This is a genomic window from Nocardia sp. CA-107356 (assembly GCF_050946365.1).
In the GTDB taxonomy this organism is placed as follows: domain Bacteria; phylum Actinomycetota; class Actinomycetes; order Mycobacteriales; family Mycobacteriaceae; genus Nocardia.
This window is the reverse complement of the sequence record NZ_CP191992.1, coordinates 8064080-8090072: the sequence shown is the minus strand read 5'-3', so window position 1 is coordinate 8090072 and position 25993 is coordinate 8064080. Positions and strand designations below refer to the sequence as shown.

22 protein-coding genes and 2 tRNA genes are annotated in these 25993 nt (G+C 66.0%); 18 read left to right on the top strand and 6 right to left on the bottom strand.

Features of this window, described 5'->3' with window-relative positions; all coding sequences use genetic code 11:
- The first annotated feature begins 180 nt into the window (after positions 1-180).
- The 6 genes from ACQP1G_RS36520 to ACQP1G_RS36495 all read left to right on the top strand — a co-directional run bounded on the left by ACQP1G_RS36520 (position 181) and on the right by ACQP1G_RS36495 (position 5231).
- A tRNA-Gly gene (locus ACQP1G_RS36520) sits at positions 181-254 on the top strand.
- Positions 255-299: 45 nt separating this feature from the next.
- Positions 300-373: transfer RNA gene (locus tag ACQP1G_RS36515), tRNA-Pro, on the top strand.
- Positions 374-474: 101 nt separating this feature from the next.
- Positions 475-642, top strand: a complete 168-nt coding sequence (locus ACQP1G_RS36510) for a hypothetical protein (protein ID WP_433194229.1) — start codon at positions 475-477, stop codon at positions 640-642.
- 181 nt (positions 643-823) lie between these two features.
- The gene (locus tag ACQP1G_RS36505) at positions 824-1537 is read left to right on the top strand and encodes a response regulator transcription factor (RefSeq protein WP_433194228.1); all 714 of its coding nucleotides are present in this window, start codon (positions 824-826) and stop codon (positions 1535-1537) included.
- Positions 1534-3030, top strand: coding sequence for a sensor histidine kinase (locus ACQP1G_RS36500; RefSeq protein ID WP_433194227.1), 1497 nt, complete (start codon positions 1534-1536; stop codon positions 3028-3030). The genes ACQP1G_RS36505 and ACQP1G_RS36500 overlap by 4 nt, the downstream gene beginning before the upstream one ends.
- 248 nt (positions 3031-3278) lie before the next feature.
- Positions 3279-5231 (top strand): FAD-dependent oxidoreductase, encoded by a 1953-nt coding sequence (locus tag ACQP1G_RS36495; RefSeq protein ID WP_433194226.1) that lies wholly within the window; start codon positions 3279-3281, stop codon positions 5229-5231.
- Positions 5232-5345: 114 nt separating this feature from the next.
- Here the strand turns inward: ACQP1G_RS36495 and ACQP1G_RS36490 are convergent, their stop codons facing one another.
- Positions 5346-6134 (bottom strand): IclR family transcriptional regulator, encoded by a 789-nt coding sequence (locus ACQP1G_RS36490; protein ID WP_433194225.1) that lies wholly within the window; start codon positions 6132-6134, stop codon positions 5346-5348.
- 144 nt (positions 6135-6278) lie between these two features.
- Here ACQP1G_RS36490 and ACQP1G_RS36485 point away from each other — a divergent pair, with 144 nt between their 5' ends.
- The 5 genes from ACQP1G_RS36485 (at position 6279) to ACQP1G_RS36465 (ending at position 11097) form a co-directional block, all read left to right on the top strand.
- Positions 6279-7103 (top strand): 2-keto-4-pentenoate hydratase, encoded by an 825-nt coding sequence (locus ACQP1G_RS36485; RefSeq protein ID WP_433194224.1) that lies wholly within the window; start codon positions 6279-6281, stop codon positions 7101-7103.
- A 5-nt stretch (positions 7104-7108) separates the two neighbouring features.
- Positions 7109-8092, top strand: a complete 984-nt coding sequence (locus tag ACQP1G_RS36480) for an acetaldehyde dehydrogenase (acetylating) (RefSeq protein ID WP_433194223.1) — start codon at positions 7109-7111, stop codon at positions 8090-8092.
- Positions 8089-9108 carry a 4-hydroxy-2-oxovalerate aldolase gene (gene dmpG / locus ACQP1G_RS36475; protein ID WP_433194222.1) on the top strand — a complete coding sequence of 340 codons (1020 nt, stop codon included), beginning with the start codon at positions 8089-8091 and terminating at the stop codon, positions 9106-9108. The genes ACQP1G_RS36480 and dmpG overlap by 4 nt, the downstream gene beginning before the upstream one ends.
- A 123-nt stretch (positions 9109-9231) precedes the next feature.
- Positions 9232-10056, top strand: coding sequence for an alpha/beta fold hydrolase (locus ACQP1G_RS36470; protein WP_433194221.1), 825 nt, complete (start codon positions 9232-9234; stop codon positions 10054-10056).
- A 123-nt stretch (positions 10057-10179) separates the two neighbouring features.
- Positions 10180-11097, top strand: a complete 918-nt coding sequence (locus ACQP1G_RS36465) for an NAD(P)H-binding protein (protein ID WP_433194220.1) — start codon at positions 10180-10182, stop codon at positions 11095-11097.
- Here ACQP1G_RS36465 and ACQP1G_RS36460 read toward each other — a convergent pair whose 3' ends face one another.
- Genes ACQP1G_RS36460 through ACQP1G_RS36445 form a run of 4 tightly spaced genes read right to left on the bottom strand, consistent with a single transcriptional unit; the run spans position 11098 to position 18295 of the window.
- Positions 11098-11415 (bottom strand): NAD(P)-dependent oxidoreductase, encoded by a 318-nt coding sequence (locus ACQP1G_RS36460; RefSeq protein WP_433194219.1) that lies wholly within the window; start codon positions 11413-11415, stop codon positions 11098-11100. It abuts the gene before it with no gap.
- 26 nt (positions 11416-11441) lie between these two features.
- A complete protein-coding gene (locus tag ACQP1G_RS36455) occupies positions 11442-14018 on the bottom strand; it encodes a polynucleotide kinase-phosphatase (RefSeq protein ID WP_433194218.1) in 2577 nt (858 codons plus the stop codon).
- The gene (locus ACQP1G_RS36450) at positions 14018-15784 is read right to left on the bottom strand and encodes a 3' terminal RNA ribose 2'-O-methyltransferase Hen1 (protein ID WP_433194217.1); all 1767 of its coding nucleotides are present in this window, start codon (positions 15782-15784) and stop codon (positions 14018-14020) included. The genes ACQP1G_RS36455 and ACQP1G_RS36450 overlap by 1 nt, the downstream gene beginning before the upstream one ends.
- A gap of 42 nt (positions 15785-15826) precedes the next feature.
- Positions 15827-18295 carry a phosphoketolase family protein gene (locus ACQP1G_RS36445; RefSeq protein WP_433194216.1) on the bottom strand — a complete coding sequence of 823 codons (2469 nt, stop codon included), beginning with the start codon at positions 18293-18295 and terminating at the stop codon, positions 15827-15829.
- Positions 18296-18583: 288 nt separating this feature from the next.
- Between ACQP1G_RS36445 and ACQP1G_RS36440 the strand changes: the two genes are divergently transcribed.
- From ACQP1G_RS36440 to ACQP1G_RS36415, 6 genes are all read left to right on the top strand, one after another.
- On the top strand, positions 18584-19174 hold the full coding sequence (locus ACQP1G_RS36440; RefSeq protein ID WP_433194215.1) for an FKBP-type peptidyl-prolyl cis-trans isomerase: 591 nt from the start codon (positions 18584-18586) through the stop codon (positions 19172-19174).
- A gap of 153 nt (positions 19175-19327) precedes the next feature.
- On the top strand, positions 19328-20704 hold the full coding sequence (gene tig / locus ACQP1G_RS36435) for a trigger factor (RefSeq protein WP_433194214.1): 1377 nt from the start codon (positions 19328-19330) through the stop codon (positions 20702-20704).
- A 258-nt stretch (positions 20705-20962) separates the two neighbouring features.
- Entirely contained in the window at positions 20963-21571 is a 609-nt protein-coding gene (locus tag ACQP1G_RS36430; protein ID WP_433194213.1) for an ATP-dependent Clp protease proteolytic subunit, read from the top strand.
- 47 nt (positions 21572-21618) lie between these two features.
- Positions 21619-22287, top strand: a complete 669-nt coding sequence (locus ACQP1G_RS36425) for an ATP-dependent Clp protease proteolytic subunit (protein ID WP_357473896.1) — start codon at positions 21619-21621, stop codon at positions 22285-22287.
- Positions 22288-22719: 432 nt separating this feature from the next.
- Entirely contained in the window at positions 22720-24000 is a 1281-nt protein-coding gene (clpX, locus tag ACQP1G_RS36420; RefSeq protein ID WP_433194212.1) for an ATP-dependent Clp protease ATP-binding subunit ClpX, read from the top strand.
- A 196-nt stretch (positions 24001-24196) separates the two neighbouring features.
- Positions 24197-24631, top strand: a complete 435-nt coding sequence (locus ACQP1G_RS36415; RefSeq protein ID WP_433194211.1) for an STAS domain-containing protein — start codon at positions 24197-24199, stop codon at positions 24629-24631.
- A 62-nt stretch (positions 24632-24693) separates the two neighbouring features.
- Here ACQP1G_RS36415 and ACQP1G_RS36410 read toward each other — a convergent pair whose 3' ends face one another.
- Positions 24694-25071, bottom strand: a complete 378-nt coding sequence (locus ACQP1G_RS36410; protein ID WP_433194210.1) for a nuclear transport factor 2 family protein — start codon at positions 25069-25071, stop codon at positions 24694-24696.
- Between the two features lie 570 nt (positions 25072-25641).
- On the opposite strand from ACQP1G_RS36410, the gene mihF reads away from it, so the two are divergent.
- Complete coding sequence (gene mihF, locus ACQP1G_RS36405; RefSeq protein ID WP_433194209.1) at positions 25642-25956, top strand: integration host factor, actinobacterial type; 315 nt, start codon at positions 25642-25644, stop codon at positions 25954-25956.
- The last annotated feature ends 37 nt before the right edge of the window (positions 25957-25993 follow it).

The window sequence follows — 25993 nt, the reverse complement described above, 5'->3', positions numbered from 1 at the left end:
TCCGAGCGGCCCGATGCGATCAGTGATAGCAATACGCTACCGTCGATGGTTGGCACGTGATCTCGCGCTCGGCACCTGTTCGCAGTGGTTCGGCGGGGGCGGATTAGCGTTTCCGACGCCGTATTCGGTACAGTCGGTGCGCACACGGCATCGTGGCGATCCCATTGATGTCGTATGCCTGCGGGTGTAGTTCAATGGTAGAACCTCAGCCTTCCAAGCTGATGGTGCGGGTTCGATTCCCGTCACCCGCTCCACAGCAGGATTCATCCTCGTCGGCGTCATCTTTCGCCGCGAGGCCACGGGGTGTAGCGCAGCTTGGTAGCGCATCCGCTTTGGGAGCGGAGGGTCGCAGGTTCAAATCCTGTCACCCCGACTGAAACCGCAGGTGGGGCTCGGGGAGGAGACGGCGGGGCCGAATCACCCCGATTCCTTCCTCGGACATCGTCGGTTCGACGATGTTCAAGAGGGCGATGTATGCCGGCACCGTTGGAGGACCGGGTCACCCTCGAGACGCTCGTGGCTGCGTTGACGATGCAGCAGGCGGAAGCGAAGGCGAAATGGTTCGCCGACCGAGCCGGTTCTCTGATGTCGGATCGCATCCTGGCGGCGCTAGGGGGTGCCGAAGCCGAGGGCGATCGGTAGTCGATTCCGAAGCTCGTCGCGGTAGTACCGAACCAGGGGTAGCCGCACAACGTGCTGGCGCGATGCCGAAACGTAGCTGAAGATGCGGGTTCGGAGAGATCTCGGGGCGAAATTCGTCCGATGCCGGCCCCACGGTGATCGTCTCGACGGTGTGGCGAGGAGTTCGGCATAGTGTGTAGCCGTGCCCGACCTTGACACGGCTCCGGCCGCGAGCGTGCTGGTCGTCGACGATGAGCCGAACATTCTCGACCTGCTCTCCGCCGCGTTGCGGATGAGCGGATTCGACGTGCACACCGCGGACAGTGGACTCGGGGCGTTGGCCGCGGCGGCGGCACATCCACCCGACATCGTCGTGCTGGATGTGATGCTGCCGGATCTGGACGGCTATGCGGTGGCACGGCGGCTGCGGGAGTCCGGCGATCAGGTTCCGGTGTTGTTCTTGACGTCCCGGGATGCGGTCGAGGATCGGATCGCCGGGCTGGCCGCCGGTGGCGACGATTATGTCAGCAAACCGTTCAGTCTCGAGGAGGTCGTGCTGCGGCTGCGCGCGATTCTGCGTCGCACCCAGGGCACGGAATCCGACGACAGTGTGCTCAGGTACGCGGATCTGGAGTTGGACGTCGATGCGCATACGGCACACCGTGCGGGCGAAGAGATCTGGTTGTCGGCCACCGAATTCAGCCTGTTGCAGTATCTGGTCGTCAACGCGGAGAAGGTGCTCAGCAAACAGCAGATCATCGATCGGGTGTGGAGTGCGGAGACCGGGCGTGACGGTCGGGTCGTCGAGACCTTCATCAGCCAGCTCCGGCGCAAGGTCGATGCCCGGAATCCGCCGCTGATCCACACGATTCGCGGTGTCGGCTACACCGTGCGGCTCGGTGGCGCGCGCTCGTGACGGCCCGCCGAATCTGGGATCGGCGCCGATCGACATTGCGCACCAGGCTGCTGTTGGTCCTGGTCGCGATCGCCGGGATCGGGATGGCGGCCTTCGGGGTGCTCAGTATCGCGATGTTGGATCGCGCACTGCTCGACCGGGTGGATGATCAGCTGAATCATGTTGCCAGCGATATGACCTCGACCAAGCGGCCACCGCCGCCACCGCCGTCCGCCGCCCCGGAGTACGAGCAGTTGCCCTCGGACTTTCGGCTCATGTTCTTCGATGTCGATGGTCAACCGATCGGCAGGCTCGGTGCGCCGGTCGAGTTGAGTACGGTACCGGCATTGCCGTCGATGGACGCGGCCTCGGTGCGCGCCAGGGCGAATACCGCTTTTACGGTCGGCGACCAGAAGAGCGATATTCGGTGGCGGGTGCGCACTGTCGTACAGCCGGCCACCGAATGGCAGCCCAACGGCGGCACCGCCGCGGTCGCGATGTCACTGGCGACCACCGAGGCGACCACCGGCAAACTGCGCACCATCGAGCTGGCGGCGGGCGCGACGCTGCTGATCGCCATCTCGGTGATCGCGGCGGTGCTGGTCCGGCTCGGATTGCGGCCGCTGACCCGGATCGAGCACACGGCCGAGGCGATCGCCGGCGGGGATCTGGATCGCCGTGTCGCACAGACCGATCCGCATACCGAGGTGGGCCGGCTCGGCACCGCATTCAACGTGATGGTCACCCGGTTGTCCTCGGCGCTGCGCCAACTCGCGGATTCCGAGCGGCGGATGCGGGCGTTCGTCGCCGATGCATCCCATGAACTGCGCACCCCGCTGACCTCGGTGCGCGGATACGCCGAGCTGTATCGGCGCGGCGGCGCGCAGGACGAGGCGGGCGTGCGGGAGATGATGCGCCGGATCGAGGGCGAGGCGATCCGGATGGGGCTGCTCGTCGATGATCTCCTGCTGCTCGCGAAGTTCGACCAGGAGCGTGCGCTGGATCTGGCGGAGGTCGATCTGGTGGCGCTCGCAGCGGATGTGGTGGGCGATGCGGCAACGCGGGCGCCGGACCGCGACATCGGACTCGAGAGTCCGGACGCGAGGGTTCGGGTTGTCGGTGACGAGCACCGATTGCGGCAGGTCGTGACGAATCTGGTCAATAATGCGCTGGTACACACGCCATCCGAGGCATCGGTCACCGTCGCCGTCGGGATCCGAGCCGCGGATACGCTGGCCGATCCGGTGGCCGCCGAGGCGGGCGCGGCACCGCCCGCGGCAGCCGAATTCGCCGTGCTCGATGTCCATGACGATGGTCCTGGCATCGCGGCGGAAAACGCGCCGCGCATCTTCGACCGCTTCTACCGGGCGGCCGAATCACGTTCCCGTACTGGTGGTTCGGGGCTCGGACTAGCCATTGCCGATGCGATCCTCGGTGCGCATGGTGCTCGGATCCAGCTGTTGCGCACGCCCGGCGCGGGTACCACGTTCCGAATCCTTTTCGCCGCCATCTGAACTCGCCGTCGTGGACATGCCCCTGCAGTGGCTGCGACACTGAGGGATCGGGGCTCGTCCGCCCGAGGAAAGAGGGCTGCGATGGGCAGCGCAGATTTCGTGGATACCGTGCTCGCGGTCGGCCGGGCATTGGACATGCTGCAGAAGGTGCTGTTTCTGATCATTCTGCACAGATGAGGCGCGCCGACGGGGCAGCACGGGTAGGTTAAGTTACTAACCGTTCTGGAGCTGTGTCCCGGAGGAGACTCATGTCCCTGACCCTCGCCCAGCGCGCGACGCTCGGCCTCATCTGCGATACATTCGCGCCGGGGGACGGGTCGGAGCTGCCGTCCGCGTCGCGGCTCGGCGCCGTGGACGCCGTCGAGCAGCTGCTGGCACGCAATCCGAGTGTCGCCGAGCGCCGCGCCTTCGAAACCCTGCTGCGCGTGTGGAATTCCCGCGCGCTCGGGGTGCTGATCGGGGCGGGGCCGCGCAGATTCGCCGATCTCACACAGGCCGATCGTGAGCAGGCGTTGTGGCGGCTCGGGAACTCCCGGCTGGCGCGCAAGCGTGCGGTCTTTCAGGCGCTCAAGGGTGCGGCATTAACGGCGTACTACGCGACACCCGGGTCGACGGGTAGCAATCCGGCCTGGCGGCAGATGGGTTTTCCCGGTCCGTTCGGCGCGCTGCCGGATGCGCCACGGCCCGCGTTGGCCCCGCTGCGCCCGACCGGCGATATGACACTCGACTGCGATGTGGTGGTTGTCGGGTCCGGTGCGGGCGGCGGCACGGCGGCGGCGGTGCTCGCAGCGGCCGGATTGGACGTCGTGGTCGTCGAACGCGGCGGCTACTACGACGACGCGGATTTCGGGACCGGCGAGCTCACCGGACTGCTGAATCTGTATTCCCCGGGTCCGGCGACCACACAGGAGGGTCAGCTCGGCCTCGTCGCGGGATCGTGTCTGGGCGGCGGCACGGTGGTCAACTGGACCACGTCCTTTCGCACACCCGAAGATGTGCGCGAGGAGTGGGCGAGCTTGGGCGCCAAACAATTCGCGGCCGATGAGTACACCGAAGCGCTGGACGCGGTCGAGGCGCGACTCGGCGTCAACGGTAAGCACTCCGATGCCTCCGGCCGCGATACCGTCCTGGAACGCGGTCTGCGCGAACTGGATTGGCATGTCGATGCGATGCCGCGGAACGTGCGCGGCTGTGATGCCGGAATCGAATGCGGCCGTTGTGGTTTCGGCTGCCGGATCGGCGCGAAGCAGTCGGTGACCAAGACCTGGCTCGCCGATGCCGCCGAGCACGGTGCCCGGCTGTTGATCGATACCGAGGTCCGCACGATCACGCTGCGCGACGGCAGCGCGAGCGGCGTCGCGGCGGTGACGCCGGAAGGCGACTCGGTCACTATCCGGGCCCGTGCGGTGGTCGTCGCCGCGGGCGCGATCCACACGCCCGCGCTGCTGCGCCGCTCCGGGATATCCGGTCAGAACATCGGCCGCTACCTGCGACTGCATCCCGCCACCGCGGTCTTCGGCACCTTCGATGAGGAGATCCGCCCCTGGGAGGGCGGTCTGCAGACCCGCTACTCCGCCGAGCACCGTGACCTCGACGGCCACGGCTACGGCGTGATCTACGAGACCGGGCCGCTGACACCGGGTATGACGGTCGGCTTCCTCAACTGGACCAGCGCGGCGCAGCATCGGGCGATCATGCACAATCTCGCGCATACCGTCGCTGTCGGCGTCATAACCCGAGATCGCGACCACGGCACGGTATCGATCGACCGCGCGGGCGACGCGGTGGTCCGCTATCGTCTGTCCGGCTACGACCAGGCCCATATGCACGCCGGAATCGATGGCGCGGCACGGATTCTGGAAGCAGCTGGGGCGCGCCGGATCTTCTCCGGACATCAGTTCGGCCCGGTCTACGAACCCGGTATCGAGGGCTCCCACGACACCTTCGTCGCCGAATGCCTGCGTGCCGGTTACGATCCCGGCCGCTGTGCGATGGGTGCGCTGCACATCATGGGCTCGGCCCGCATGGGCGGCGCGCGCGCCGATTCGGCCACCGACCCGGACGGCGCGGTCTGGGACGTGCCGAATGTCGTCGTCGCCGACGGCTCCTGCTTCCCGACCGCCTCCGGGGTCAACCCGATGCTGAGCATCGAGGCCATCGCCCACATGAACGCCGCCAGATTGGCCGCGCGGCTGACCTGAGCGCTGACGGATCCGAGCTATCGCAGACCGCGTGAGCGCCGCACGAGGTTGCAACCTGTGTGACGACGCCACGCGGTATGCGCCAGTCGGACTGGGTCAGTCGGCCCCGCCCCTTCAGGAGGTAGGCGTGCTGAACAGTCGGGCTCGCCGGGTCAGGGTGAGTCCGATCCCCTCGGCGGCCGCGCGGACCGACGCGGCGTGGGTTTCGGGGTGGAACCGGTGGGACGGGCCGGCCACACTGATCGCGGCTACCACCTTGTCCGCCTCACGGACCGGGGCGGCTACGCACACGAGGCCGGGAGCCGATTCTTCGAATTCGTACCCCACGCCTTCGGCCGCGATCCGATCGAGCTGGTTGCGCAGCGGGCCCGGCAGGATCATCGTGCGTGGGGTGTAGCGGCGCAGCGGGCCGGTCAGTACCTGGTTACGGAGCGCCGCATCGGCGTGGGCCAGCAGCACCTTGCCGATGGCCGTGCAGTGCACCGGCATACGGCCCCCGATCCGCGAGGGGGCGCTCGCCTGTCGACGTCCGCCGATCTTGGTCAGATACACCACGTCCGTGCCGTCCAGGACGCCGAGATGCACTGTCTCGTGAATGCGCGCGTTCAACTCTTCCAGGAACGGGATGGCCACCTCGAGCAAACTCCGCTCGATCGATGCGCGCATACCCAGCTCGAACAGGTACCCGCCGAGCCGATAGCCGGCCTCGGTCCGGTCCAGCAACCGCACCGTCACCATGTCGGACAGGACCCGATGCAAGGTTCCCTTCGGAATGCCGGTACGCCGCCCGATCTCGGCCAGGCTCAACGCGGTGTCATCGATCGAGAACGACTCGAGCACCGCCATGATCTTGCCCAACACGGTCGAGTGGTCTACTGCACGACCAGGAAACGCAGATGACATCGCCGACCTCCAGCCATTCGGGCCCCGTTCACTCTACTGGGCGGCGTTCGGCTCAGTGGAACAAAATACTGGCGGGTCCGTTACTCCGGCGGCGACAGTGAGAGCCACTGCCTCACTTTCCGCAAACGACTTCCGGGACCCCAGATGCCAACACCTCCAGGTCTTGACCGACCTTCCGCAGCCGCGGACACCGCCACGATCGCCGCCGCGAACCTGCTCAGCGCGGCCGCCCGCTCCGGCACACCGTGTGTCCCCGTACGGGATCTGATCGGCGCCGACGACGTGGCCGCTGCCTACGCGGTACAGGAGTGGCTGACCGCTGAGCGCATTACCGCGGGCGCCACGGTCGTCGGCCGCAAGATCGGCCTGACCTCCCCGGCGGTGCAGCGGCAGCTCGGCGTCGACCAGCCGGATTTCGGAGTGTTGTTCGACGACATGCAGTACAACCAGGACACGCCCGTACCTCTGAGCCGGCTGCTGCAACCGAAGGTCGAAGCCGAGATCGCGTTCGTGCTCGCCCAGGACCTGGTCGAGGGTCCGCTCGACGACGAGCAAGTTCGCGGCGCAGTCGACTATGCGGTGGCCGCACTCGAGATCGTCGACAGCCGCATCGCCGGCTGGGACATCACCTTCGGCGACACCGTCGCCGACAACGCCTCCAGCGGCCTATTCGTACTCGGCACCGAGCGCCGCACCCTTGATGGCTTCGACCCCGTTTCGGCGCAGATGCAGATGTCGATCGACGGCCGCTGTGTATCCACTGGAACCGGAGCAGCCTGTCTCGGCGATCCACTGCACGCGCTGGCCTGGCTGGCACGTACGACACGGGAGTTCGGGCAGCCACTGCGCGCCGGTCAGATAGTTCTGTCCGGAGCCCTCGGACCGATGGCCGCGATCGAGGCCCCCGGCACCGCGACCGCGGACATCACCGGGCTCGGCTCAGTGACCGCAGCCTTCATTCAGGAGTGAAACCTATGGACAACAGCCCCACCAAACTCAAAGTCGCGGTGATCGGATCGGGCAACATCGGCACCGACCTGATGATCAAGGTGATCCGACACTCGAACGTGCTGGCGATGGGCGCGATGGTCGGCATCGACCCCGAGTCCGACGGCCTCGCCCGGGCCCGCCGGCTCGGCGTCCCCACCACGGCCGACGGTGTCCAGGGCCTGCTGGAGCTGCCGAACTTCGACGAGATCGGCTTGGTCTTCGACGCAACCTCCGCCAAGGCGCACGCCACCCACGCCGCGCTGCTCGAACCGCTCGGCAAACGCCTGGTCGACCTGACACCGGCCGCCCTCGGTCCGTTCGTAGTACCGGCGGTGAATCTCGACGAACATCGTGACGCCCGCAATGTCAATATGGTCACCTGCGGCGGGCAGGCCACTATCCCGATCGTCGCCGCCATCTCGCGCGTCGCACCGGTCGCCTACGCCGAGATCGTCGCGTCCATCGCCTCGAAATCCGCAGGACCGGGCACCCGCGCCAACATCGACGAGTTCACCGAGACCACCGCGCACGCGATCGAAACGGTCGGCGGCGCCCAACGTGGCAAGGCCATCATCATCCTCAATCCGGCGGACCCGCCGCTGATCATGCGCGATACGGTGCTGTGCCTGACCACCGCACCGGACTCCGCCACCCACCGGGCGATTCGGGAATCGGTCGAACGAATGATCGCGCAGGTGGCCACCTACGTGCCCGGCTACCGCCTCAAGCAACAAGTCCAGATCACCGCCGTGCCGCAGGACCAACCGGTGCGGACACTGCTCACCATGGACGCGGCGGCTGCTCCCACTCATCAGGTGACGGTGTTCCTCGAAGTCGAAGGCGCTGCCCACTACCTTCCGGCCTACGCCGGCAACCTCGACATCATGACCTCGGCGGCCCTGCGCTACGCCGAATCCATCGCCGACACGATCGCCGCCGCACCGGCAGGACAGGAAGCACTCCGATGACGATGCAGCTGTTCATCCAAGACGTCACACTCCGTGATGGCATGCACGCGGTGCGCCACCGCATCACTCCGGACGACGTCGGACGGATCGTGGCGGCACTCGATGCCGCCGGTGTCGACGGCATCGAGGTCGCCCACGGTGACGGACTCGCCGGGGGGAGCTTGAACTATGGCCCGGGCAGCAACACCGACTGGGAATGGATCGAAGCCGCTGCCGCGAATCTCACGCATGCTCGGTTGACCACACTGTTGTTGCCCGGCATCGGCACCATCAAAGAACTCGAGCAGGCCTATCGGCTGGGAGTCCGGTCGGTGCGCGTGGCCACCCACTGCACCGAGGCCGATGTGTCCGCCCAGCACATCGCCACCGCACGGGAACTCGGCATGGACGTCTCCGGATTTCTGATGATGTCGCATATGGCCGAACCGGCCCGTCTCGCCGAACAAGCCAAGCTGATGGAATCGTATGGGGCGCAATGCGTCTACGTCACCGACTCCGGTGGGCGGTTGACCCTGGACGGCGTCCGCGACCGGGTTCGCGCATACCGTCAGGTTCTCGATCCGGGCACTGAGATCGGCATCCACGCGCACGAGAATCTTTCGCTGTCGGTGGCCAATTCCGTTGTCGCCGTCGAAGAAGGTGTCACCAGGGTCGACGCCTCGCTTGCCGGTCACGGCGCCGGCGCGGGTAACTGCCCGATCGAACCCTTCGTCGCCGTCGCCGACTTGTACGGTTGGAAGCACAACTGTGATCTGTTCGCCCTGCAAGACGCGGCCGATGACCTGGTGCGCCCCCTGCAGGACCGCCCGGTGCGCGTGGATCGGGAAACCCTCACTCTCGGATACGCGGGGGTCTACTCGTCGTTCCTGCGCCATGCCGAAGCCGCATCGCAGCGCTACGGCATCGACGTCCGCACCATCCTGCTCGAAGTGGGACGTCGGGGCCTGGTCGGTGGGCAGGAAGACCTCATCGTCGACATCGCTCTCGACTTGCTGACCGACTCCACCGGCAGCTAGCGCCCGCCTCGACGATCTGCCGAACTTCCAGTTCACGCGGGCCGACTCGTTTATCGTTGCTCGCGAGAACTCGTGGACCCGCTAGTCGATGTGCAGAGCCGATCCCCAAAAGAAAGGCACGACATGGGCGCGATTACGACTACTGACGGCACCGAGATCTTCTATAAGGACTGGGGCAGCGGTCAGCCGATCGTCTTCAGCCACGGCTGGCCACTGTCCGCCGACGACTGGGACAACCAGATGCTGTTCTTCCTGCAGCAGGGCTACCGCGTGATCGCCCACGACCGCCGCGGGCACGGACGATCCACCCAGACCGGCGACGGCCACGATATGGACCACTACGCTGACGACCTCGCGGCGTTGACATCCCACCTCGATCTCGAAGACGCCATCCATGTCGGGCACTCCACCGGCGGCGGCGAAGTGGTGCGCTACCTGGCGCGCCACGGCGAGAGCCGGGTGTTCAAAGCCGCGCTCATCAGCGCAGTGCCACCGTTGATGGTCAAGACCGACGCCAACCCGGACGGCCTGCCCAAAGACGTTTTCGACGATCTTCAGAACCAACTCGCCGCCAACCGCTCGGTGTTCTACCGCGCACTGCCCTCGGGACCGTTCTACGGGTTCAACCGCCCGGGTGTGGAGTCCTCGGAGGCCATCATCGAAAACTGGTGGCGCCAGGGCATGATGGGTGGCGCCAAGGCCCATTACGACGGCATTGTGGCGTTCTCCCAAACCGATTTCACCGAGGACCTCCAGAAAATCACCGTGCCGGTCCTCGTGATGCACAGCGAAGACGACCAGATCGTGCCCTACGTCGCTGCCGGTCCGAAGTCCGCGAAGCTGCTGCGGAACGGGACACTGAAGACATACCAGGGCTTTCCGCACGGAATGCCCACCACGCATGCCGACACCATCAACGCTGATCTGTTGGCGTTCCTACGGACATAGTCCGGTGCCATCGACCCGGAGCGGGCGCACGGTGCGTGGGAGTCGGGTACAGCTGCGAATACTCGGCTCAGCGGATCGAGGCTGTCATTCTGATGACCGGGGTCGCTTATCGACGCGGAGGACATGATGGGCGACTTCGACTATCTGGTCACCGGCGCTGGTGGCGGCACCGGCGGGGTGAGCCATTCGGTGGTCGAACTACTTATCCGGGATGGCGCGAGCGTTCGGGCCATGGTCCACCGGCAGGACGACCGGGCCGACGCGGTGCGCGCACTTGGCGCGCAAGTGGTGGTCGGCGACCTCACCGAGCCCCGAGACGTGGTCTCCGCGATGGAGGGCGTGCAGCGGATGTTCTTCAACATGAGTGTCTCGGAGTCCTATCTGAAGGCCGCGGCCATCGTCTGCGCCGCCGGACGTGAACAGGGCGGACTCGAGACCATCGTGAACATGTCGCAGATGACGGTCTCCCAAATGACGTTGACCAGCACCGACGAGTCACACCAGCAGTGGTTGCACTGGCTGACCGAAGAAGTGATGGATTGGTCGGGCCTGCCCGTCACCCACGTGCGGCCCACGGTGTTCATCGACAACCCGCTTTTCACGTTCCTCGGCGCAGCCTCGGTCCGCGACCGCCACGCCCTGGTGCTGCCCTTCGGCGACGGCCGGACCTCGCCCATCGCCGCCAGCGACGTCGCCCGCGTAGTAGCCACGATCCTTCGCGCACCACAGGATCATCAGCGCCATGTTTACGAGCTGACGGGGCCGCAGATCCTCGACGTCGACGGCCTGGCCCGAAGCTACTCCCGGGCGCTGCAGTTTCCGGTGACGGCAGTCGACGTGCCCTACGACGACTGGCTCGAGCAGGTCTTGAAACCTGTGGGCCTTCCGTCACACGTCGAGCAGCACATCGCCACCATGGCGCGGCTGCACCGCGCCGACCGGTACAACCGCATCACCGATGACGTCGAACAAGTGACGGGTGAGCCCCCGGTCGCGGTCGAGCAATACATCGCTGACCATCGAGAGAGGTTCGGCGGCTAGCTAGTAGCCGATGGTGAAGCGGCGCTGGATGAATCGCGGCACCTCGACCTCGTCGAGCAGGGCGACGGCGGCGTCCTCGATCGAGATGCGGCTGTGGCCATCGGTGTCGCGGACCGGCTGGTCGCCGCCGATCCGGTAGCGGCCGGTGCGTTCGCCGGGGGCGATCAGCTCGGCCGGGCTGAGATAGGTCCACAGTCGGTTCGAGGTGCGTAGGACGTCGAGTGCGGCGCGGTGGCCACGTGTGGCGCTGATCGAGGGATCGGCCAACGGCCGGGTGGTCGTGCCGTGACGACGCAGCGCCCACCCGTCACCCCGCATGCGACCACTGGGCGATGCGGTAACCGTTAGAGGCGCGGGTCCACCGGTTCGGATTCGAGGGCGAGGATCGCGAAGACGGCCTCGTGTACGCGCCAGAGCGGTTCGCCCGCGACGAAGCGATCCAGTGACTCCAGGCCCAGTGCGTACTCGCGCAGGGCCATCGAGCGCTTGCGGCCCAGGCCACGAGTACGCAGCCTGCGTAAGTTGTTGTCGCGCATGTACTCCGGGCCATAGATGATCCGGAGGTACTCGGGACCGCGGCATTTCACGCCGGGCTGGACCAGGCGATCGCCCTCGGCGGCACCGCGGACCATCGCGTCGTACGGTTTGACAACCATGCCCTCGCCGCCCGCTGTGGTCAGCTCGGTCCACCAGGTGGTGGCGGCGGACTCGCTGTCCGGCTGGGTCGGATCGACGATCATCCGACCCGTCGAAGTGAACAGGTCAGTATTGGCGGCAGCCATGCGGTCGATGCGTGACAGATGCCAATCGTGGTCGCGCACGGCGTAATTGACGCCTTCACCGGCCAGGATCTGGAAGGGCGCGAGCCGTAGTCCGGCCAGGCCGTCAACCGGCCAGCAGTAGCGGCCGTAGGCCGTGGTGAACGCCTCCGCATCGGTCTTGCGGGCGGCGGTCCGGTCGATGAGATCGGCTACGTCCAGCCCGCGGGCCGCGACGGCGGTCAGCAGGTCGGTGGCGGTGCCGAGCGAGGCTCGGGCCGCCGCACCCACCGCCGCGTACTGATTGCGTAGCAGGCCAATGGCTTTGGCCGACCATGGCATCAGCTCGGTATCCAGCAGGAGCCAGTCGGTGTTCAATTCGTCGAACAGCCCCGCTGTTTCGGCTGCGGCGCGCACACGGGCCAGCAATTCCTCGGTCTGCGCGGTGTCGTCGAAGAACGGGCGGCCGGTGCGGGTGTAGACCACACCGGTGCTGCCGTCGTCGACCCCGAATCGATCGGCCGCGCTCTGCGCCGAGCGTGTCACGAGAACCATTGCGCGCGAACCCATGTGCTTCTCCTCGCACACCAGTTTCGGCACTCCCTCGGACCGGAAGTAGGCGAACGCCTCGGCAGGGTGTTCCAGGTAGCCGTCCAGCTGAGTGGTCGCACACGGCGCCATGGTCGGCGGCAGGTACACCAGCCAGCGCGGGTCGATGGCGAAGCGGCTCATCACCTCCAGGGCGGCGCCGGCGTTCTCCTCCTGTACACCGATCCGGCCGTGCTGGCGGGTTTCGACCACCCGGCGGCCGAGCACATCGTCGAGATCGAGGACGCCGGGATCGCGGTGCACCACACCCGCGCCCGTCGCGATGGTGGTGGCCTGTAGCGGACGCACCGGCTCGTACCACACCCGTTCGGCCGGCACCGAGATCGGCACGCGCTCCGGATAGCGCAGGGCCGAGAGTTTGCCGCCGAAAACGACCCCGGTATCCAGGCACAGGGTGTTGTTCACCCAGCGCAGATCGGTCACCGGCGTGTGGCCGTACAGCACGGTCGCGCGGCCGCGGTAGTCCTCGGCCCAGGGATAACGCACCGGAAGGCCGTATTCATCGGTCTCCCCGGTGGATTCGCCGTACATGGCGAAGGCGCGAACCCGACCCGACGCCCGTCCGTGGTACTCCTGCTTGAGTCCGGCATGCGCGACAACCAACCGGCCGCCGTCGAGGACGTAGTGGCTGATCAGACCGCGACAGAAGTCCAGCGTCGCCTTGCGGAAATCCTCGTCCTCGGCCTCCAGTTGGGCCAGCGACTCCGCGAGTCCGTGTGCGATGCGCACCGTCTTGCCATCGAGTGCGCGCACCAGCTTGTTCTCATGATTTCCGGTAACGCACAATGCCGTTCCCGCGCGCACCATACCCATGACGAGTCGGAGCACACCAGGGGTATCCGGCCCACGATCGACCAGATCGCCGACGAATACCGCGGTGCGTCCGGCCGGGTGACTCGCGCCGACCGCGCGGCCCGCATCGTCACGCACCAGGTCGTAGCCGAGTTCGCCGAGCAGCGTTTCCAATTCGGCGCGGCAGCCGTGCACATCACCGATCACATCGAACGGTCCGGTGAGTTCACGCCTATCGTTCCACGCCTTTTCATCGACGATGGTCGCGGACGCGATCTCCTCGACGCCGCGCAGTATGTACACCTTCCGGAAGCCTTCGCGTTCCAGACCGCGCAGACCTCGGCGCAGTTCGCGCTGTTGCCTGGTTACCACGTGCCTGGCCAGGTGTGACCGGTCGGGGCGGTGCGCATTGCGTTCGCAGCACACGTCATCGGGCACATCGAGCACGATCGCCACCGGCAGCACATCGTGCGCCCGCGCCACCGCGATCAGTTCCTGCCGCGCCTTGGGCTGCACATTGGTGGCATCGATGACGGTGCGCAGCCCGCGCCGCAGCCGGATACCGGCGATGTGGTGCAGCAGTGCGAAGGCATCCGGTGTCGCGGACTGGTCGTTCTCGTCATCGCTGACGACGCCGCGGCAGGCATCCGACGAGACGATCGCGGTGTGCCGAAAGTGCTTGTGCGCGAACGTCGATTTTCCGGAACCGGTGCTGCCGATCAACACGACCAGAGAAAGTTCCGGGACGGCTAGTTCGGTCATCACGCGGCTCCTCTCGTACTGCCGTCGGTGGCATCGGTCGTCGTGGCTTTGGTGAACAGCGCCAGCTGCGTGGGCGGGCCGAATTCGGGATGTTCGACACCGACGGGCCCGAAGCGCACCGTGTACCCGTACCGGTCGGCCACCCGGGACGCCCAGCCCGCGAATTCCGTACGGGTCCATTCGAACCGGTGATCGGAATGCCGGAACGTGCCCGCCGGAAGCGTCTCGTACACCACGTTGTGCTCGGCGTTCGGCGTCGTCATGATCACGGAAGTCGGTGCGGCCGCAGCGAATACGGAGTGTTCGAGTGCGCCCAACCGCGGCTCGTCGATATGTTCGACCACCTCCATCAGCACGGCCGCGTCGTACCCACGCAACCGTGTATCGGTATAGGTCAACGCCCCTTGCAGTAATGTCAACCGCCGCGCCACCCGCTCCGGCATCCGATCCAGCCGCAACCGCCGCTTGGCGATATTCAATGCCCGCATCGATACGTCGACACCGACAACCTCGGTAAAAGCCTTGTCCGCCAGCAGTTCCCGCAACAGTGCACCCTCCCCGCAGCCCAGATCCAGCACCCGATGCGCCCCGACTTCCCGTAGAGCGGCCAAGACCGCGGCCCGCCGCATAACGGCCAACGACGGCGCAGGCGCATCGTCTTCGGTCGCCGATTCGTCTGCCGCCCCAGCCCCAGCCGACGCGGTGTCTGCCGATGCGGACTGTGCCGCAGCTGCGGTCGATGCGGACTGTGCCGCCGCAGCCCCGATCGATGCGGTCACGGCCACCGCATCAAGGCCGAGCCCGGAGTTCTCGACCACAGCGTCGGATCCCGTGACCGGCCGATCGACTGCTATCGCGAAAGCTCCAGGCGCATCGACGGTTTCAGAGCCTGCTCCCCGCTGATCCGCCGAACCTTCGCCAGTGCCCACCTGGTCGGACAAGGCCACGTCGTCAGCTGCTTCCAGCGCTTCATCGAATCCCTCCTCGACCGCATCGAGATCCTCCGGCTCCACATCGTCGACCTCGGCGAGCCGGGCCAGCGCGGTGCGCACCAGTGACTGGCGTCGAGCCAGGTAGCGCCGGGTGATCCACGCGCGCTCGGGGTGCTCGGCGAGCCAGCCAGCGCCCGCACGGATGAGCTTGTCGACCTCATCGGCGGCCAGCCAATAATGCTTGGCTCCGTCCAGCACCGGCAGTAGGACGTACAAGTGCGCGAGTGCGTCGGCAAGCCGGATGGTGCCGGTGAGTTCCAGTCGCACGTAATGCGAATCGCCCCATTCCGGGAAGGCCGGATCGAGGGGGAGCGGTTCGGCGATGACGGTCCAGCCGAGCGGCGCGAAGACACGCTCGGCCGCCTCCGGTCCGCCCTTGCAGGGCACCGCGGGCAGCGCGATCCGCAACGGCAGCGCGGTCCGCACCAATTCGGGTCGCTGGTCGCAGCGGCCGTGCAGGGCGGTGCGGAATACCGCGCCGAGCGCGACCGACAGCAGCGACGACGCCGCGTACGGCCGATCGTTGACATACTGGCCGAGGCTGAAATCCGGTGTGCTGCGGGAACGCCCGCGCACCAAGCGAATCGGATCGATCTCCAACAACAGCGCCGCCGTGCATCGCCCGGCCGTGGCCTCCGGGTACACCACGTGCGCGGTGCCGTAGGACTGCTCGAACGCCTGCACCCGGTCGGGATTCTTGTGCAGCAGGAAGCCCAGATCGGTCGCGGGCCAGGCCGCGCCCTGCGGCGGTGTGCAGGTAATCGTCAACAGCATCTTGCGATCGTCGCCGAGCCGCAGACCGCACGCAAGGAGGTTTCAGAGGCTGAGGTTCGGCCACGTCCAGTCCGCGACGGCCGGGATGTCCTCGCCGTGTTCGCGGGTCCAGACGCGTGCGTTCCACCGCGCGTCGACCATCTCCTGCCGCAACCCCGCCGCCTTTTCCCGCAGCGTGGGCACCCGGTCGATGACGTCCATCACCAAGTGGTACCGGTCCAGGTCGTTGAGCATCACCATGTCGAAAGGTGTTGTCGTGGTGCCCTTTTCCCTGTACCCGCGCACATGCAGCCCATCGTGGTTGGCGCGTCGATAGGTGAGGCGGTGGATCAGCCACGGATACCCGTGGAAGGCGAAGATCACCGGACGGTCGCGAGTGAACAGCGTGTCGAATTCGCTGTCGGACAACCCATGTGGATGTTCGTCCGGCGGCTGCAACCGCATCAGATCGACCACATTCACCACCCGGATCCGCAGTTCGGGCAGTCGTGCCCGCAGAATCGCCGCCGCCGCAAGCGTTTCCAGCGTGGGCACATCACCGGCGCAGGCGAGTACGACATCGGGCGTGGTGCCGGGATCGTCGTTCTGCCCGGCCCAGTCCCAGATTCCGGCGCCCCGCGCGCAGTGCACCGCGGCATCGGCGACCGAAAGCCAGTCCGCCTGTGGCTGTTTTCCCGCGACCACCACATTGACATAGTGCCGTGACCGCAGACAGTGGTCATAGGTCGAGAGCAGCGTATTCGCGTCCGGCGGCAGATATACCCGCACGATCGACGGCTTCTTGTTCAGCACTACATCGAGGAATCCGGGATCCTGATGGGTGAACCCATTGTGGTCCTGCCGCCAAACATGTGACGACAGTAGGTAATTCAGGCTCGCGATCGGCCGCCGCCACGGCACCGCCGCGCTCGCGTCCAACCATTTGGCATGCTGGTTGAACATCGCGTCGACAATGTGGATGAACGCCTCGTAGCAGGTGAACACGCCATGTCTGCCGGTCAGCAGATATCCCTCGAGCAGCCCCTGGCACATATGCTCGGAGAGCACCTCGATCACCCGCCCGGTGCGATCGAGCCGCTGATCGAATTCGCCGATCTCGGCCTGCCAGTCGCGTCCGGTCACCTCGAGGATGTCCTGTAGACGATTGCTGGCCAACTCATCCGGCGCGAAGGTGAGGAAGTTGTGCGGGTTGCGCGCGGTGACATCGCGCAGCCAGCCGCCGAGCACCCTGGTCGCCTCGTGCGAGCTCGCGCCCGGCGCGGTTACCGCGACACCGTAATCACGCCAGTCGGGCAGCATGAGATCGCGAACGAGCATGCCGCCGTTGGCAATCGGGTTCGCGCTGAGCCGCCGATCACCAAGGGGCGCCAGCTCCCGCAGCGCGGCTACCGGCCGACCCGCCGCATCGAACAACTCCTCCGGTCGATAGGAGCGCAGCCATTGTTCGAGCACGGCGCGGTGCGTGTCATCGGTGCGGGCCGCGGGCAGTGGCACCTGATGTGCGCGGAAAGTCCCCTCGACCTGATCGCCATCGACCACCGGCGGACAGGTCCACCCCTTCGGCGTGCGCAAGACGATCATCGGCCAACTCGGGCGCGCGCCATCGGTACCGCCGCGCGCGGTCTGCTGGATCCGCGCGATGCGGTCCAAACAATCATCCACGGCGATCGCCATTGCCTGATGTACCGCCGCCGGATCGTTGCCCGCGACGAGCACCGGCTCATAGCCGTATCCGCGCAGCAATGCCACCAACTCCGACTCCGGAATCCGCGCCAGAATCGTCGGGTTGGCGATTTTGTACTGATTCAGCGCCAGAATCGGCAGCACCGCACCATCGCGCGCGGGGTTGAGGAATTTGTTGGCATGCCAACTGGTGGCCAGCGGCCCGGTCTCCGCCTCGCCGTCGCCGACTACGCAGAACACCGTCAGATCCGGATTGTCCAGCGCCGCCCCGAACGCGTGCAGCAGCGAATAGCCGAGCTCACCTCCTTCATGAAAGGACCCCGGCGTCTCCGGTGCACAGTGACTCGGCACGCCACCGGGGAAGGAAAACTGCGCGAACAGGGCACCCATCCCGTCGGCGTCCTGCGGAACATGGCTGTAGAGCTCGGAATAGGTGCCCTCGAGCCAGGCGCAGGCGTTCGGCCCAGGGCCGCCGTGCCCGGGTCCGGCGACGAAGACGGCGTTCAGATCGCGCTGCCGGATCGCCCGATTGGCATGCACCCAGACCAGATTCAGGCCGGGTACGGTTCCGAAATGTCCGAGCAGCCGCGGTTTGATGTGTTCGGGCCCCAGCGGTTCGCGCAGCAGCGGATTGCTCATGAGATAGATCTGGCCCACCGCGAGATAGTTCGCCGCCCGCCACCACGCGTCGAGCGATTCCAGTTCCGCGCGCTCGAGCGGCCCGGGGACGTCCGCGAGCCGATACGCCCGCGGCGCGACGGTCGCACCGCCACTGCTCTCGACATTGTCGGCCGAGGTATCGCCCCCGACACCGGCCATCTGCGTCATACGCCAACTCTCCTCACACTCGGGCATCGGAAGCGGCACCTGGCGGGACCGCTGTCGGGTCTGCACGGTTGCCGATGGCAATCGACAACGCCGGTTGGAGAATTCATCGTCAGCCTACCCAGGGATCGCGCCGGTGATCGGTCTTCACGATCTCGCGCCCGCGGTCGATCCGTCTGGTGCCGGATGTCACTGCGCCGGGGCCATCGGTCCTCGCTCGGACGACGATTCCCGCGGCCCGGACGCAGGGTGGCTGGGACGCGTGTGGCCCGGTGTATTACGGTCCGCCGCATGCAAACACTGCGCAGGATCATCGGTATCGGCACCATCGCCGCGGCGACGTTCGCGCTGGCCGCGTGTGGCTCCGACGATGGCAAGGGCTCGGCGGCCACGTCGTCGGTGGCCACGTCCGCGGCCGCGCCGGCATCGGCACAGCCCACCTTCGGCCAGTTGCCCGCGCAGAGCACCGGAGCCGAATGCACCGCCGACGACATCGTAGTGGTCGGCGGTTTCGGTGCGACTCCGAAGATCACCATCCCGGACACCTGCACCCCGCCGACTCAGCTCGTCGTCAAGGATCTGGTCGCGGGCAGCGGTCCCGGCGCGGTCGCGGGTCAGCCACTCACCATGAACTACACGCTGATCACCTGGTCGGATAAGAAGAAGCTGGACAGCTCGTTCGACCGCGGCAAGCCCTTCCAGCTCACGCTGGGCGAAGGAAAGGTCATTCCGGGCTGGGAGCAGGGCCTGGTCGGTGTGCAGGCGGGCGCGCGGCGGCTGCTGATCATCCCGCCGAACCTCGGCTACGGCGCAGGTGGCAATGGCATCAAGCCCAACGAGACACTGGTCTTCGTCACCGACGCGGTCGCCGTCGGCAAGTAGCGACAGCGAACGGTCCTCAGCGGTGGTGCTGCCTGCAGCCCGCCGCGACCGGTCAACTAACCTGGTCGAGATACGCACGTTGAGCCGTGTGGCGATTCGGCTCGTGATCACCCCTAGCAAGTCGACCAGAACCAACGAACAAGGAGCATGTCCGTGAAGAGCACCGTCGAGCAGCTGAGCCCGACCCGGGTCCGGATCAACGTCGAGGTGCCTTTCGAGGAGCTGAAGCCGGACTTCGACAAGGCCTACAAGGCGCTGGCCAACCAGGTCCGCATCCCCGGCTTCCGTCCGGGCAAGGCCCCGGCCAAGCTCATCGAGGCCCGCCTGGGCCGCGGCGCGATCCTGGAGCAGGTCGTCAACGACGTGCTGCCCGGTCGCTACAGCGAGGCCGTCACCACCTCCGAGGTCAAGGTCATCGGCCAGCCCGAGATCGAGATCACCAAGATCGAGGACGGCCAGGAGCTTGCGTTCACGGCCGAGGTCGACGTGCGCCCGGAGATCGCCCTGCCCGCCTACGACGGCATCGAGGTGACCGTCGACTCGTTCACCATCGGTGACGAGGACATCGAGGAGCAGCTGCAGTCGCTGCGCCAGCGCTTCGGCACCCTGACCGGTGTCGAGCGTGCGGTCCAGGACGGCGACTTCGTCTCCATCGACCTCTCGGCCACCGTCGACGGCGAGGACGTGCCAGAGGCCGCCACCACCGGCCTGTCCCACGAGGTCGGCTCCGGCCAGCTGATCGAGGGCCTGGACGAGGCGCTCACCGGCCTGTCGGTCGACGAGTCCAAGGAGTTCACCTCGACCCTGGTCGCCGGTGAGCACGCGGGCAAGGAAGCGGTCATCACCGTGACCGTGCGCTCGGTCAAGGAGCGCGAGCTGCCCGAGGCCGATGACGATTTCGCCCAGCTGGCCAGCGAATTCGACACCCTCGACGAGCTGAAGGATGACCTGCGCAACCGGGTCGAGCGCGTCAAGAAGGTCGAGCAGGCCGGTCAGATCCGCGACAAGGTGCTCGAGACCCTGCTGGAGCAGGTCGAGGTGCCGCTGCCGGAGGCGGTCGTGCAGGCCGAGATCGATGCCGTGGTGCACGATGCGGTGCACGGGTTCGACCACGACGAAGCCAAGCTCGCCGAGGCGCTGGAGGCCCAGGGTTCCAGTCGCGAGGAGTTCGACAAGGACACCAAGGAGTCCGCCGAGAAGTCGGTGAAGACCCAGCTGCTGCTGGATGCCATCGCCGAGGCGGACAACACCCAGGTCGGCCAGGAGGAGCTCACCGAGCGGATCCTGTTCCAGGCGCAGCGCTACGGCCTCTCGCCCGAACAGTTCATCCAGCAGGTGCAGCAGGCGGGTCAGCTCGGCGCGGTCTTCGCCGACGTGCGTCGCGGTAAGGCGCTCGCCGGTGTCGTCGGCCAGGTGAAGGTCATCGACTCCGACGGCAACACCGTGGACACCGCCGAAATGTTCGGTGGCCCTGAGGATTCCGCCGACGAGGCGGAGTCCACCGAGACCACTGCGGCGAGCGCCGAATAATTCCATGAAATGCCAGCGTGATTGTGTTCCGGATGGACTTTTGATCGCGCTGTGAGCGAGCGTAGCGAGTGAACCAAAGACACAGTGCGCTCTCGCGCACAGCGCAATCGAGCGTTAGCGAGATTGCGCTGTGAGCGAAGAAGGGCGGTACCGGGAGTTCGGTGCCGCCCTGCTTCGTTAATGTTTGTGACAAGCGAACCAGAGATGGCTGTTCGGCATCAGCAACGAGCCGGTGAGAGAAGGCAGGTATCCGTGACAATGAACAAGGCAGGGGTCGTCATGACATCCGCGACTGCTGGTCTGAACCTCAGTGATTCGGTGTACGAGCGCCTGCTGCGTGAGCGCATCATCTTCCTCGGCACTCAGGTCGACGACGACATCGCCAATAAGCTGTGCGCGCAGATCCTGCTGCTCTCGGCGGAGGACCCCACCCGCGACATCTCGCTCTACATCAACTCGCCCGGCGGATCCGTGACCGCGGGTATGGCCATATACGACACCATGCAGTTCGCCGAATGCGATATCGCCACCTTTGGCATGGGTCTGGCCGCGTCGATGGGGCAGTTCCTGCTCACCGCGGGCACCAAGGGCAAGCGCAGTGCGCTGCCGCACGCGCGCATCATGATGCACCAGCCCTCGGCGGGCATCGGTGGTTCCGCGGCCGATATCGCGATCATGGCCGAGCAGTTCGCGCATACCAAGCGTGAGCTCAACGAGCTGCAGGCACTGCATACGGGCAAGTCGGTCGAGCAGGTGGCCACCGACGCCGACCGCGACCGCTGGTTCACCGCGAAGCAGGCCCTCGAATACGGCTTCATCGATCGTGTGATCAGCCACGCGGCGCAGGCGAACGGCGCGGGTAACTAGCGACGGGTGCGCTGACCCGTTCCCCTTCAACAACTTTGGAGACGAAGATGGCCAATCAGTTCGACCCGCGCGCAGGCCTGGGTGGCACCGCTCCGGCGAGCCCGCAGTCGCGCTACATCCTGCCCTCGTTCATCGAGCACTCGAGCTTCGGTGTCAAGGAGTCCAACCCGTACAACAAGCTGTTCGAGGAGCGCATCATCTTCCTCGGCGTGCAGGTCGACGACGCCTCGGCCAACGACATCATGGCGCAGCTGCTGGTGCTGGAGTCGCTGGATCCCGATCGCGACATCACCATGTACATCAACTCGCCGGGTGGCTCGTTCACCTCGCTGATGGCGATCTACGACACCATGCAGTACGTGCGTGCCGATGTCGCCACCGTCTGCCTGGGGCAGGCCGCTTCGGCCGCCGCCGTGCTGCTCGCCGCCGGTACCCCCGGTAAGCGTGCATGCCTGCCCAATGCCCGTGTGCTGATCCACCAGCCGTCGCTGGAGGGTGGTATCCAGGGGCAGGTTTCGGATCTGGAGATCCAGGCCGCCGAGATCGAGCGCATGCGCCGCCTGATGGAGACCACGCTGGCGCGACACACCGGTAAGGATGCGGACACCATCCGCAAGGACACCGACCGCGACAAGATCCTGACGGCAGAGGACGCCAAGGAGTACGGGATCATCGATACGGTGTTCGACTACCGCAAGCTCAGCGCTCAGAAGTAGACAAGCCGCGTCGGATGACGCGGTGTGCTGATCGCTCGTAAGTTGCTCAATGTCAGGATATTCCGGCCGGGACAGATGCCACTCGGCATGTGGCCCGGCCGGACTGCTTCGGGGAATTCGACCGGCCGGAACGGTATCCGGCGGAAGGCTTTCCGGGGGCGGGCGGCCAGGCGTGTCGACTGGCCGCCGAACGGGGTGAACGTGTTCCATAGCGGTAAGAACTCGTAGGACCCCGGCGAGAAACATGCTCGAGTTGTCGACCTCCGTCGCACACACCGGGTACGGTCGACCTAGGGACCTTTGCTCCCGGTTGACGGCAGTGCTCGAACCGTCGGATTCGCTCGAGGTGTTCGTGATTACACCCGAGAGTGGCGGATTGCTGGCAACCTGGATAGACGGTTGCAGGCGGACAAGGAAGTAGGGACCCACGAGATGGCGCGCATCGGAGATGGCGGCGATCTGCTGAAGTGCTCGTTCTGCGGAAAGAGCCAGAAGCAGGTCAAGAAGCTCATTGCGGGACCAGGGGTGTACATCTGCGACGAGTGCATCGATCTATGCAACGAGATCATCGAGGAAGAGCTGGCCGAGTCCAGCGAGGTCAAACTCGATGAGCTGCCCAAGCCCGCCGAGATCCGGGACTTCCTGGAGAACTACGTGATCGGGCAGGACACCGCCAAGCGCACGCTCGCCGTCGCCGTCTACAACCACTACAAGCGCATCCAGGCGGGCGATAAGGGTCGTGACAGCCGGGGCGAGACGGTCGAGCTGGCCAAGTCGAACATCCTGATGCTCGGCCCCACCGGCTGCGGTAAGACCTATCTGGCGCAGACGCTGGCCAAGATGCTCAACGTCCCGTTCGCCATCGCCGACGCGACGGCGCTGACCGAGGCCGGATACGTCGGTGAGGATGTCGAGAACATCCTGCTGAAGCTGATCCAGGCCGCGGACTACGACGTGAAGCGAGCCGAGACCGGCATCATCTACATCGATGAGGTCGACAAGATCGCGCGCAAGAGCGAGAATCCCTCGATCACCCGCGACGTCTCCGGTGAGGGCGTGCAGCAGGCGCTGCTGAAGATCCTGGAGGGCACCCAGGCCAGTGTGCCGCCGCAGGGTGGGCGCAAGCATCCGCACCAGGAATTCATCCAGATCGACACCACCAACGTGCTTTTCATCGTGGCTGGCGCGTTCGCCGGGCTGGAGAAGATCATCTCCGATCGCACCGGTCACCGCGGCATCGGCTTCGGTGCCGAGGTGCGTTCCAAGGCCGAGATCGACACCGATGACCACTTCGCCGAAGTGATGCCGGAGGACCTGATCAAATTCGGTCTGATCCCGGAATTCATCGGCCGTCTCCCTGTCGTCGCCTCGGTGACGAACCTGGACAAGGATTCGCTGGTCAAGATCCTCTCCGAGCCGAAGAACGCACTGGTGAAGCAGTACGTGCGGCTCTTCGAGATGGACGGCGTCGACCTCGAGTTCACCGAGGACGCGCTCGAGGCGATCGCCGATCAGGCGATCCTGCGCGGCACCGGCGCCCGTGGCCTGCGCGCCATCATGGAGGAAGTCCTGCAACTGGCGATGTTCGACATCCCCAGCCGCGACGACGTCGCCAAGGTGGTCGTCAACGCCGATACCGTCAACGACAACGTGCTGCCGACCATCGTGCCGCGTAAGGCGCAGCGCGCGGAGCGCAGGGAGAAGTCGGCGTAGCACCGACGCATCACATGCCCCAGCGAGCGGGCCGGAGACTTCTCCGGCCCGCTCGATGTGTATCGGTCGGTCCGTTGGGGTACTCAAAGGTCACGGTTGAGTAACCAGCCCAGTCTTGGTTCGCACTGGATCGGGGCGAAAAGACCCCGCCTGCAAGGTTTCTGCGCGGCGGGCGCGATGGACCCGAGGTCCCTTCATGTCGATAGTTCCAGTTTCCTCAGATCACAGCACGGCTGGCGTGCGCGGATCCGGACCACCCGCCGATCGGCTGTTCGTAGCGGTTCTGCCGCCGATGGATTCGATCACGCTGTGCGCGGTGGGCGGCGAAGTGGATTACCCGACAGCCGAAATTCTTCGGCAGTCCCTGCTCGCGGCACTACCCACGGCGGGTGCGGTGGTGGTCATCGACCTGTCTCAGGTGACGTTCTTCGGCGTTGCCGGGCTCCGGGTATTGATGGACGCCCGATCCTGGTTCGGCCGCAGTGGCCGGCGACTCCAGTTGATCACCGGCTCGCGCTGCGTGGATCGGCTGCTCGAGGTGGCGGGTCATGCCGCGGTGTTCGATATCGTGCCGACCCTTGCCGCGGTCGCGCGGGCAACGTCGTCCGAGCCGGTGCGCGCGAGTGCTTGATAGCGAAAATGTAGGTGCGGCAGTCGAATTCGACTGCCGCACCCGCGGTATATCGCGTTGACTCAGAGTGTTTCGTTGAGCATATCGTCCTGGCTCCAGTAGGCGCGCATGCTGACGATCCTGCCTTCGTCGTCGAACTCCATCACATCGATGGGCGAGAGCGTCAAGCGGTGATTGCCGAATGTAGTGACGAGGGTGAACATGAACGCGGCGTGGTTGCCCGCGATCCGGATCGTCTCCGGACGCAGCTCGGTCTCCCGATCGAGGTTGGCGATCACGCCGTAGAACTCGCGGATGGCGTCGTGGCCGCGCTTGGGCTCGGTGCCGATGGGATCTTCCACCACCGCGTCGGGCGCGTAGAGATTGACGATCTCTTCGGTCGGACCGGAGCCGACCAGCTTGACGTACTGCTCGACCACATCGCGGATCTGCTGTGCCATGAAAACCCCTCTTGATTCGAGCAACCTGCGGGCAGTCGCTCGGGGCGACGAATTGAAACGTGTTCCAATTCGGAGCCTAGCAGTGTCCCGTGGCCGCGTTGAAGAGGGAATCTCGTCAGCCGGGATGGGAGGGTGAGGTACTGGCGCAGATGGCCCCCCGCACCAGCACGCTCCCCGCCTCCCCGAACCTTCTGCCTTTTTCGGCTATCCTGTTGGCGCGCTAGTGCTCTGGATACGGTGACGACCGCTGCCGCATCGCTGTGCCGCCCGATCGCGCCCGGTGTCGGAATCGCCGTTGATTCCCTGGTTCGCCGTTGAACCTTCTGTCCCGCACTGGTGCGTCTGCTTGTGGTTTCGCTGATGTGGCTTCGCGTGTTACTGCCTGCCGATGCCCCGTGTTACCGAGGCGTGCTCACTGGTTCGTGAAGCCGTCGGTGCTGGCTGTCCAGAAAACTCGTCGCTATTTCCCGCCGTTCGACCCCGGTGTGTCGAGCTTGTGTGGTGCTCGTCGTGCTGTTTACTCGGTCCGGTCAACCAGATGTTCGAGTGACGAGTGAAAGCGGAGGAGACATGCCACTGCCTACCATGACCGCGGAACAGCGCACTGAGGCGTTGGCCAAAGCGGCTGCGGTCCGCAAGGCGCGCTCGGAACTGATCGGCAAGGTGAAGGCCGGAAAAGTATCGGTCGCCGACCTGTTGAAGAAGGCCGACAGCGATGACCTGGTCAAGAAGACCAAGGTCGCTGCCGTGATCAAGGCGCTGCCCGGCGTCGGACCGGTGAAGGCCGCCAAGCTGATGGACCAGGCGGAGATCCCCGAGGACCGCCGCATCGGCGGACTCGGCGCACGCCAGCGTGCGGCGTTGCTCGACGCGCTGAAGGACTGACAACGCCGCAAGCGACTGCTTGCAGGTCGCTCGAAAG

What these genes read in the sequence shown, in the direction of transcription:
- ACQP1G_RS36510 (WP_433194229.1), top strand. Translation starts at nt 475, where the DNA reads ATGCCGGCACCGTTGGAGGACCGGGTCACCCTCGAGACGCTCGTGGCT.
- ACQP1G_RS36495 (WP_433194226.1), top strand. Translation starts at nt 3,279, where the DNA reads ATGTCCCTGACCCTCGCCCAGCGCGCGACGCTCGGCCTCATCTGCGAT.
- ACQP1G_RS36490 (WP_433194225.1), bottom strand. Translation starts at nt 6,134, where the DNA reads ATGTCATCTGCGTTTCCTGGTCGTGCAGTAGACCACTCGACCGTGTTG.
- ACQP1G_RS36485 (WP_433194224.1), top strand. Translation starts at nt 6,279, where the DNA reads ATGCCAACACCTCCAGGTCTTGACCGACCTTCCGCAGCCGCGGACACC.
- ACQP1G_RS36480 (WP_433194223.1), top strand. Translation starts at nt 7,109, where the DNA reads ATGGACAACAGCCCCACCAAACTCAAAGTCGCGGTGATCGGATCGGGC.
- dmpG (WP_433194222.1), top strand. Translation starts at nt 8,089, where the DNA reads ATGACGATGCAGCTGTTCATCCAAGACGTCACACTCCGTGATGGCATG.
- ACQP1G_RS36470 (WP_433194221.1), top strand. Translation starts at nt 9,232, where the DNA reads ATGGGCGCGATTACGACTACTGACGGCACCGAGATCTTCTATAAGGAC.
- ACQP1G_RS36465 (WP_433194220.1), top strand. Translation starts at nt 10,180, where the DNA reads ATGATGGGCGACTTCGACTATCTGGTCACCGGCGCTGGTGGCGGCACC.
- ACQP1G_RS36460 (WP_433194219.1), bottom strand. Translation starts at nt 11,415, where the DNA reads ATGCGGGGTGACGGGTGGGCGCTGCGTCGTCACGGCACGACCACCCGG.
- ACQP1G_RS36455 (WP_433194218.1), bottom strand. Translation starts at nt 14,018, where the DNA reads ATGACCGAACTAGCCGTCCCGGAACTTTCTCTGGTCGTGTTGATCGGC.
- ACQP1G_RS36450 (WP_433194217.1), bottom strand. Translation starts at nt 15,784, where the DNA reads ATGCTGTTGACGATTACCTGCACACCGCCGCAGGGCGCGGCCTGGCCC.
- ACQP1G_RS36445 (WP_433194216.1), bottom strand. Translation starts at nt 18,295, where the DNA reads ATGACGCAGATGGCCGGTGTCGGGGGCGATACCTCGGCCGACAATGTC.
- ACQP1G_RS36440 (WP_433194215.1), top strand. Translation starts at nt 18,584, where the DNA reads ATGCAAACACTGCGCAGGATCATCGGTATCGGCACCATCGCCGCGGCG.
- ACQP1G_RS36430 (WP_433194213.1), top strand. Translation starts at nt 20,963, where the DNA reads ATGAACAAGGCAGGGGTCGTCATGACATCCGCGACTGCTGGTCTGAAC.
- ACQP1G_RS36425 (WP_357473896.1), top strand. Translation starts at nt 21,619, where the DNA reads ATGGCCAATCAGTTCGACCCGCGCGCAGGCCTGGGTGGCACCGCTCCG.
- clpX (WP_433194212.1), top strand. Translation starts at nt 22,720, where the DNA reads ATGGCGCGCATCGGAGATGGCGGCGATCTGCTGAAGTGCTCGTTCTGC.
- ACQP1G_RS36415 (WP_433194211.1), top strand. Translation starts at nt 24,197, where the DNA reads ATGTCGATAGTTCCAGTTTCCTCAGATCACAGCACGGCTGGCGTGCGC.
- ACQP1G_RS36410 (WP_433194210.1), bottom strand. Translation starts at nt 25,071, where the DNA reads ATGGCACAGCAGATCCGCGATGTGGTCGAGCAGTACGTCAAGCTGGTC.
- mihF (WP_433194209.1), top strand. Translation starts at nt 25,642, where the DNA reads ATGCCACTGCCTACCATGACCGCGGAACAGCGCACTGAGGCGTTGGCC.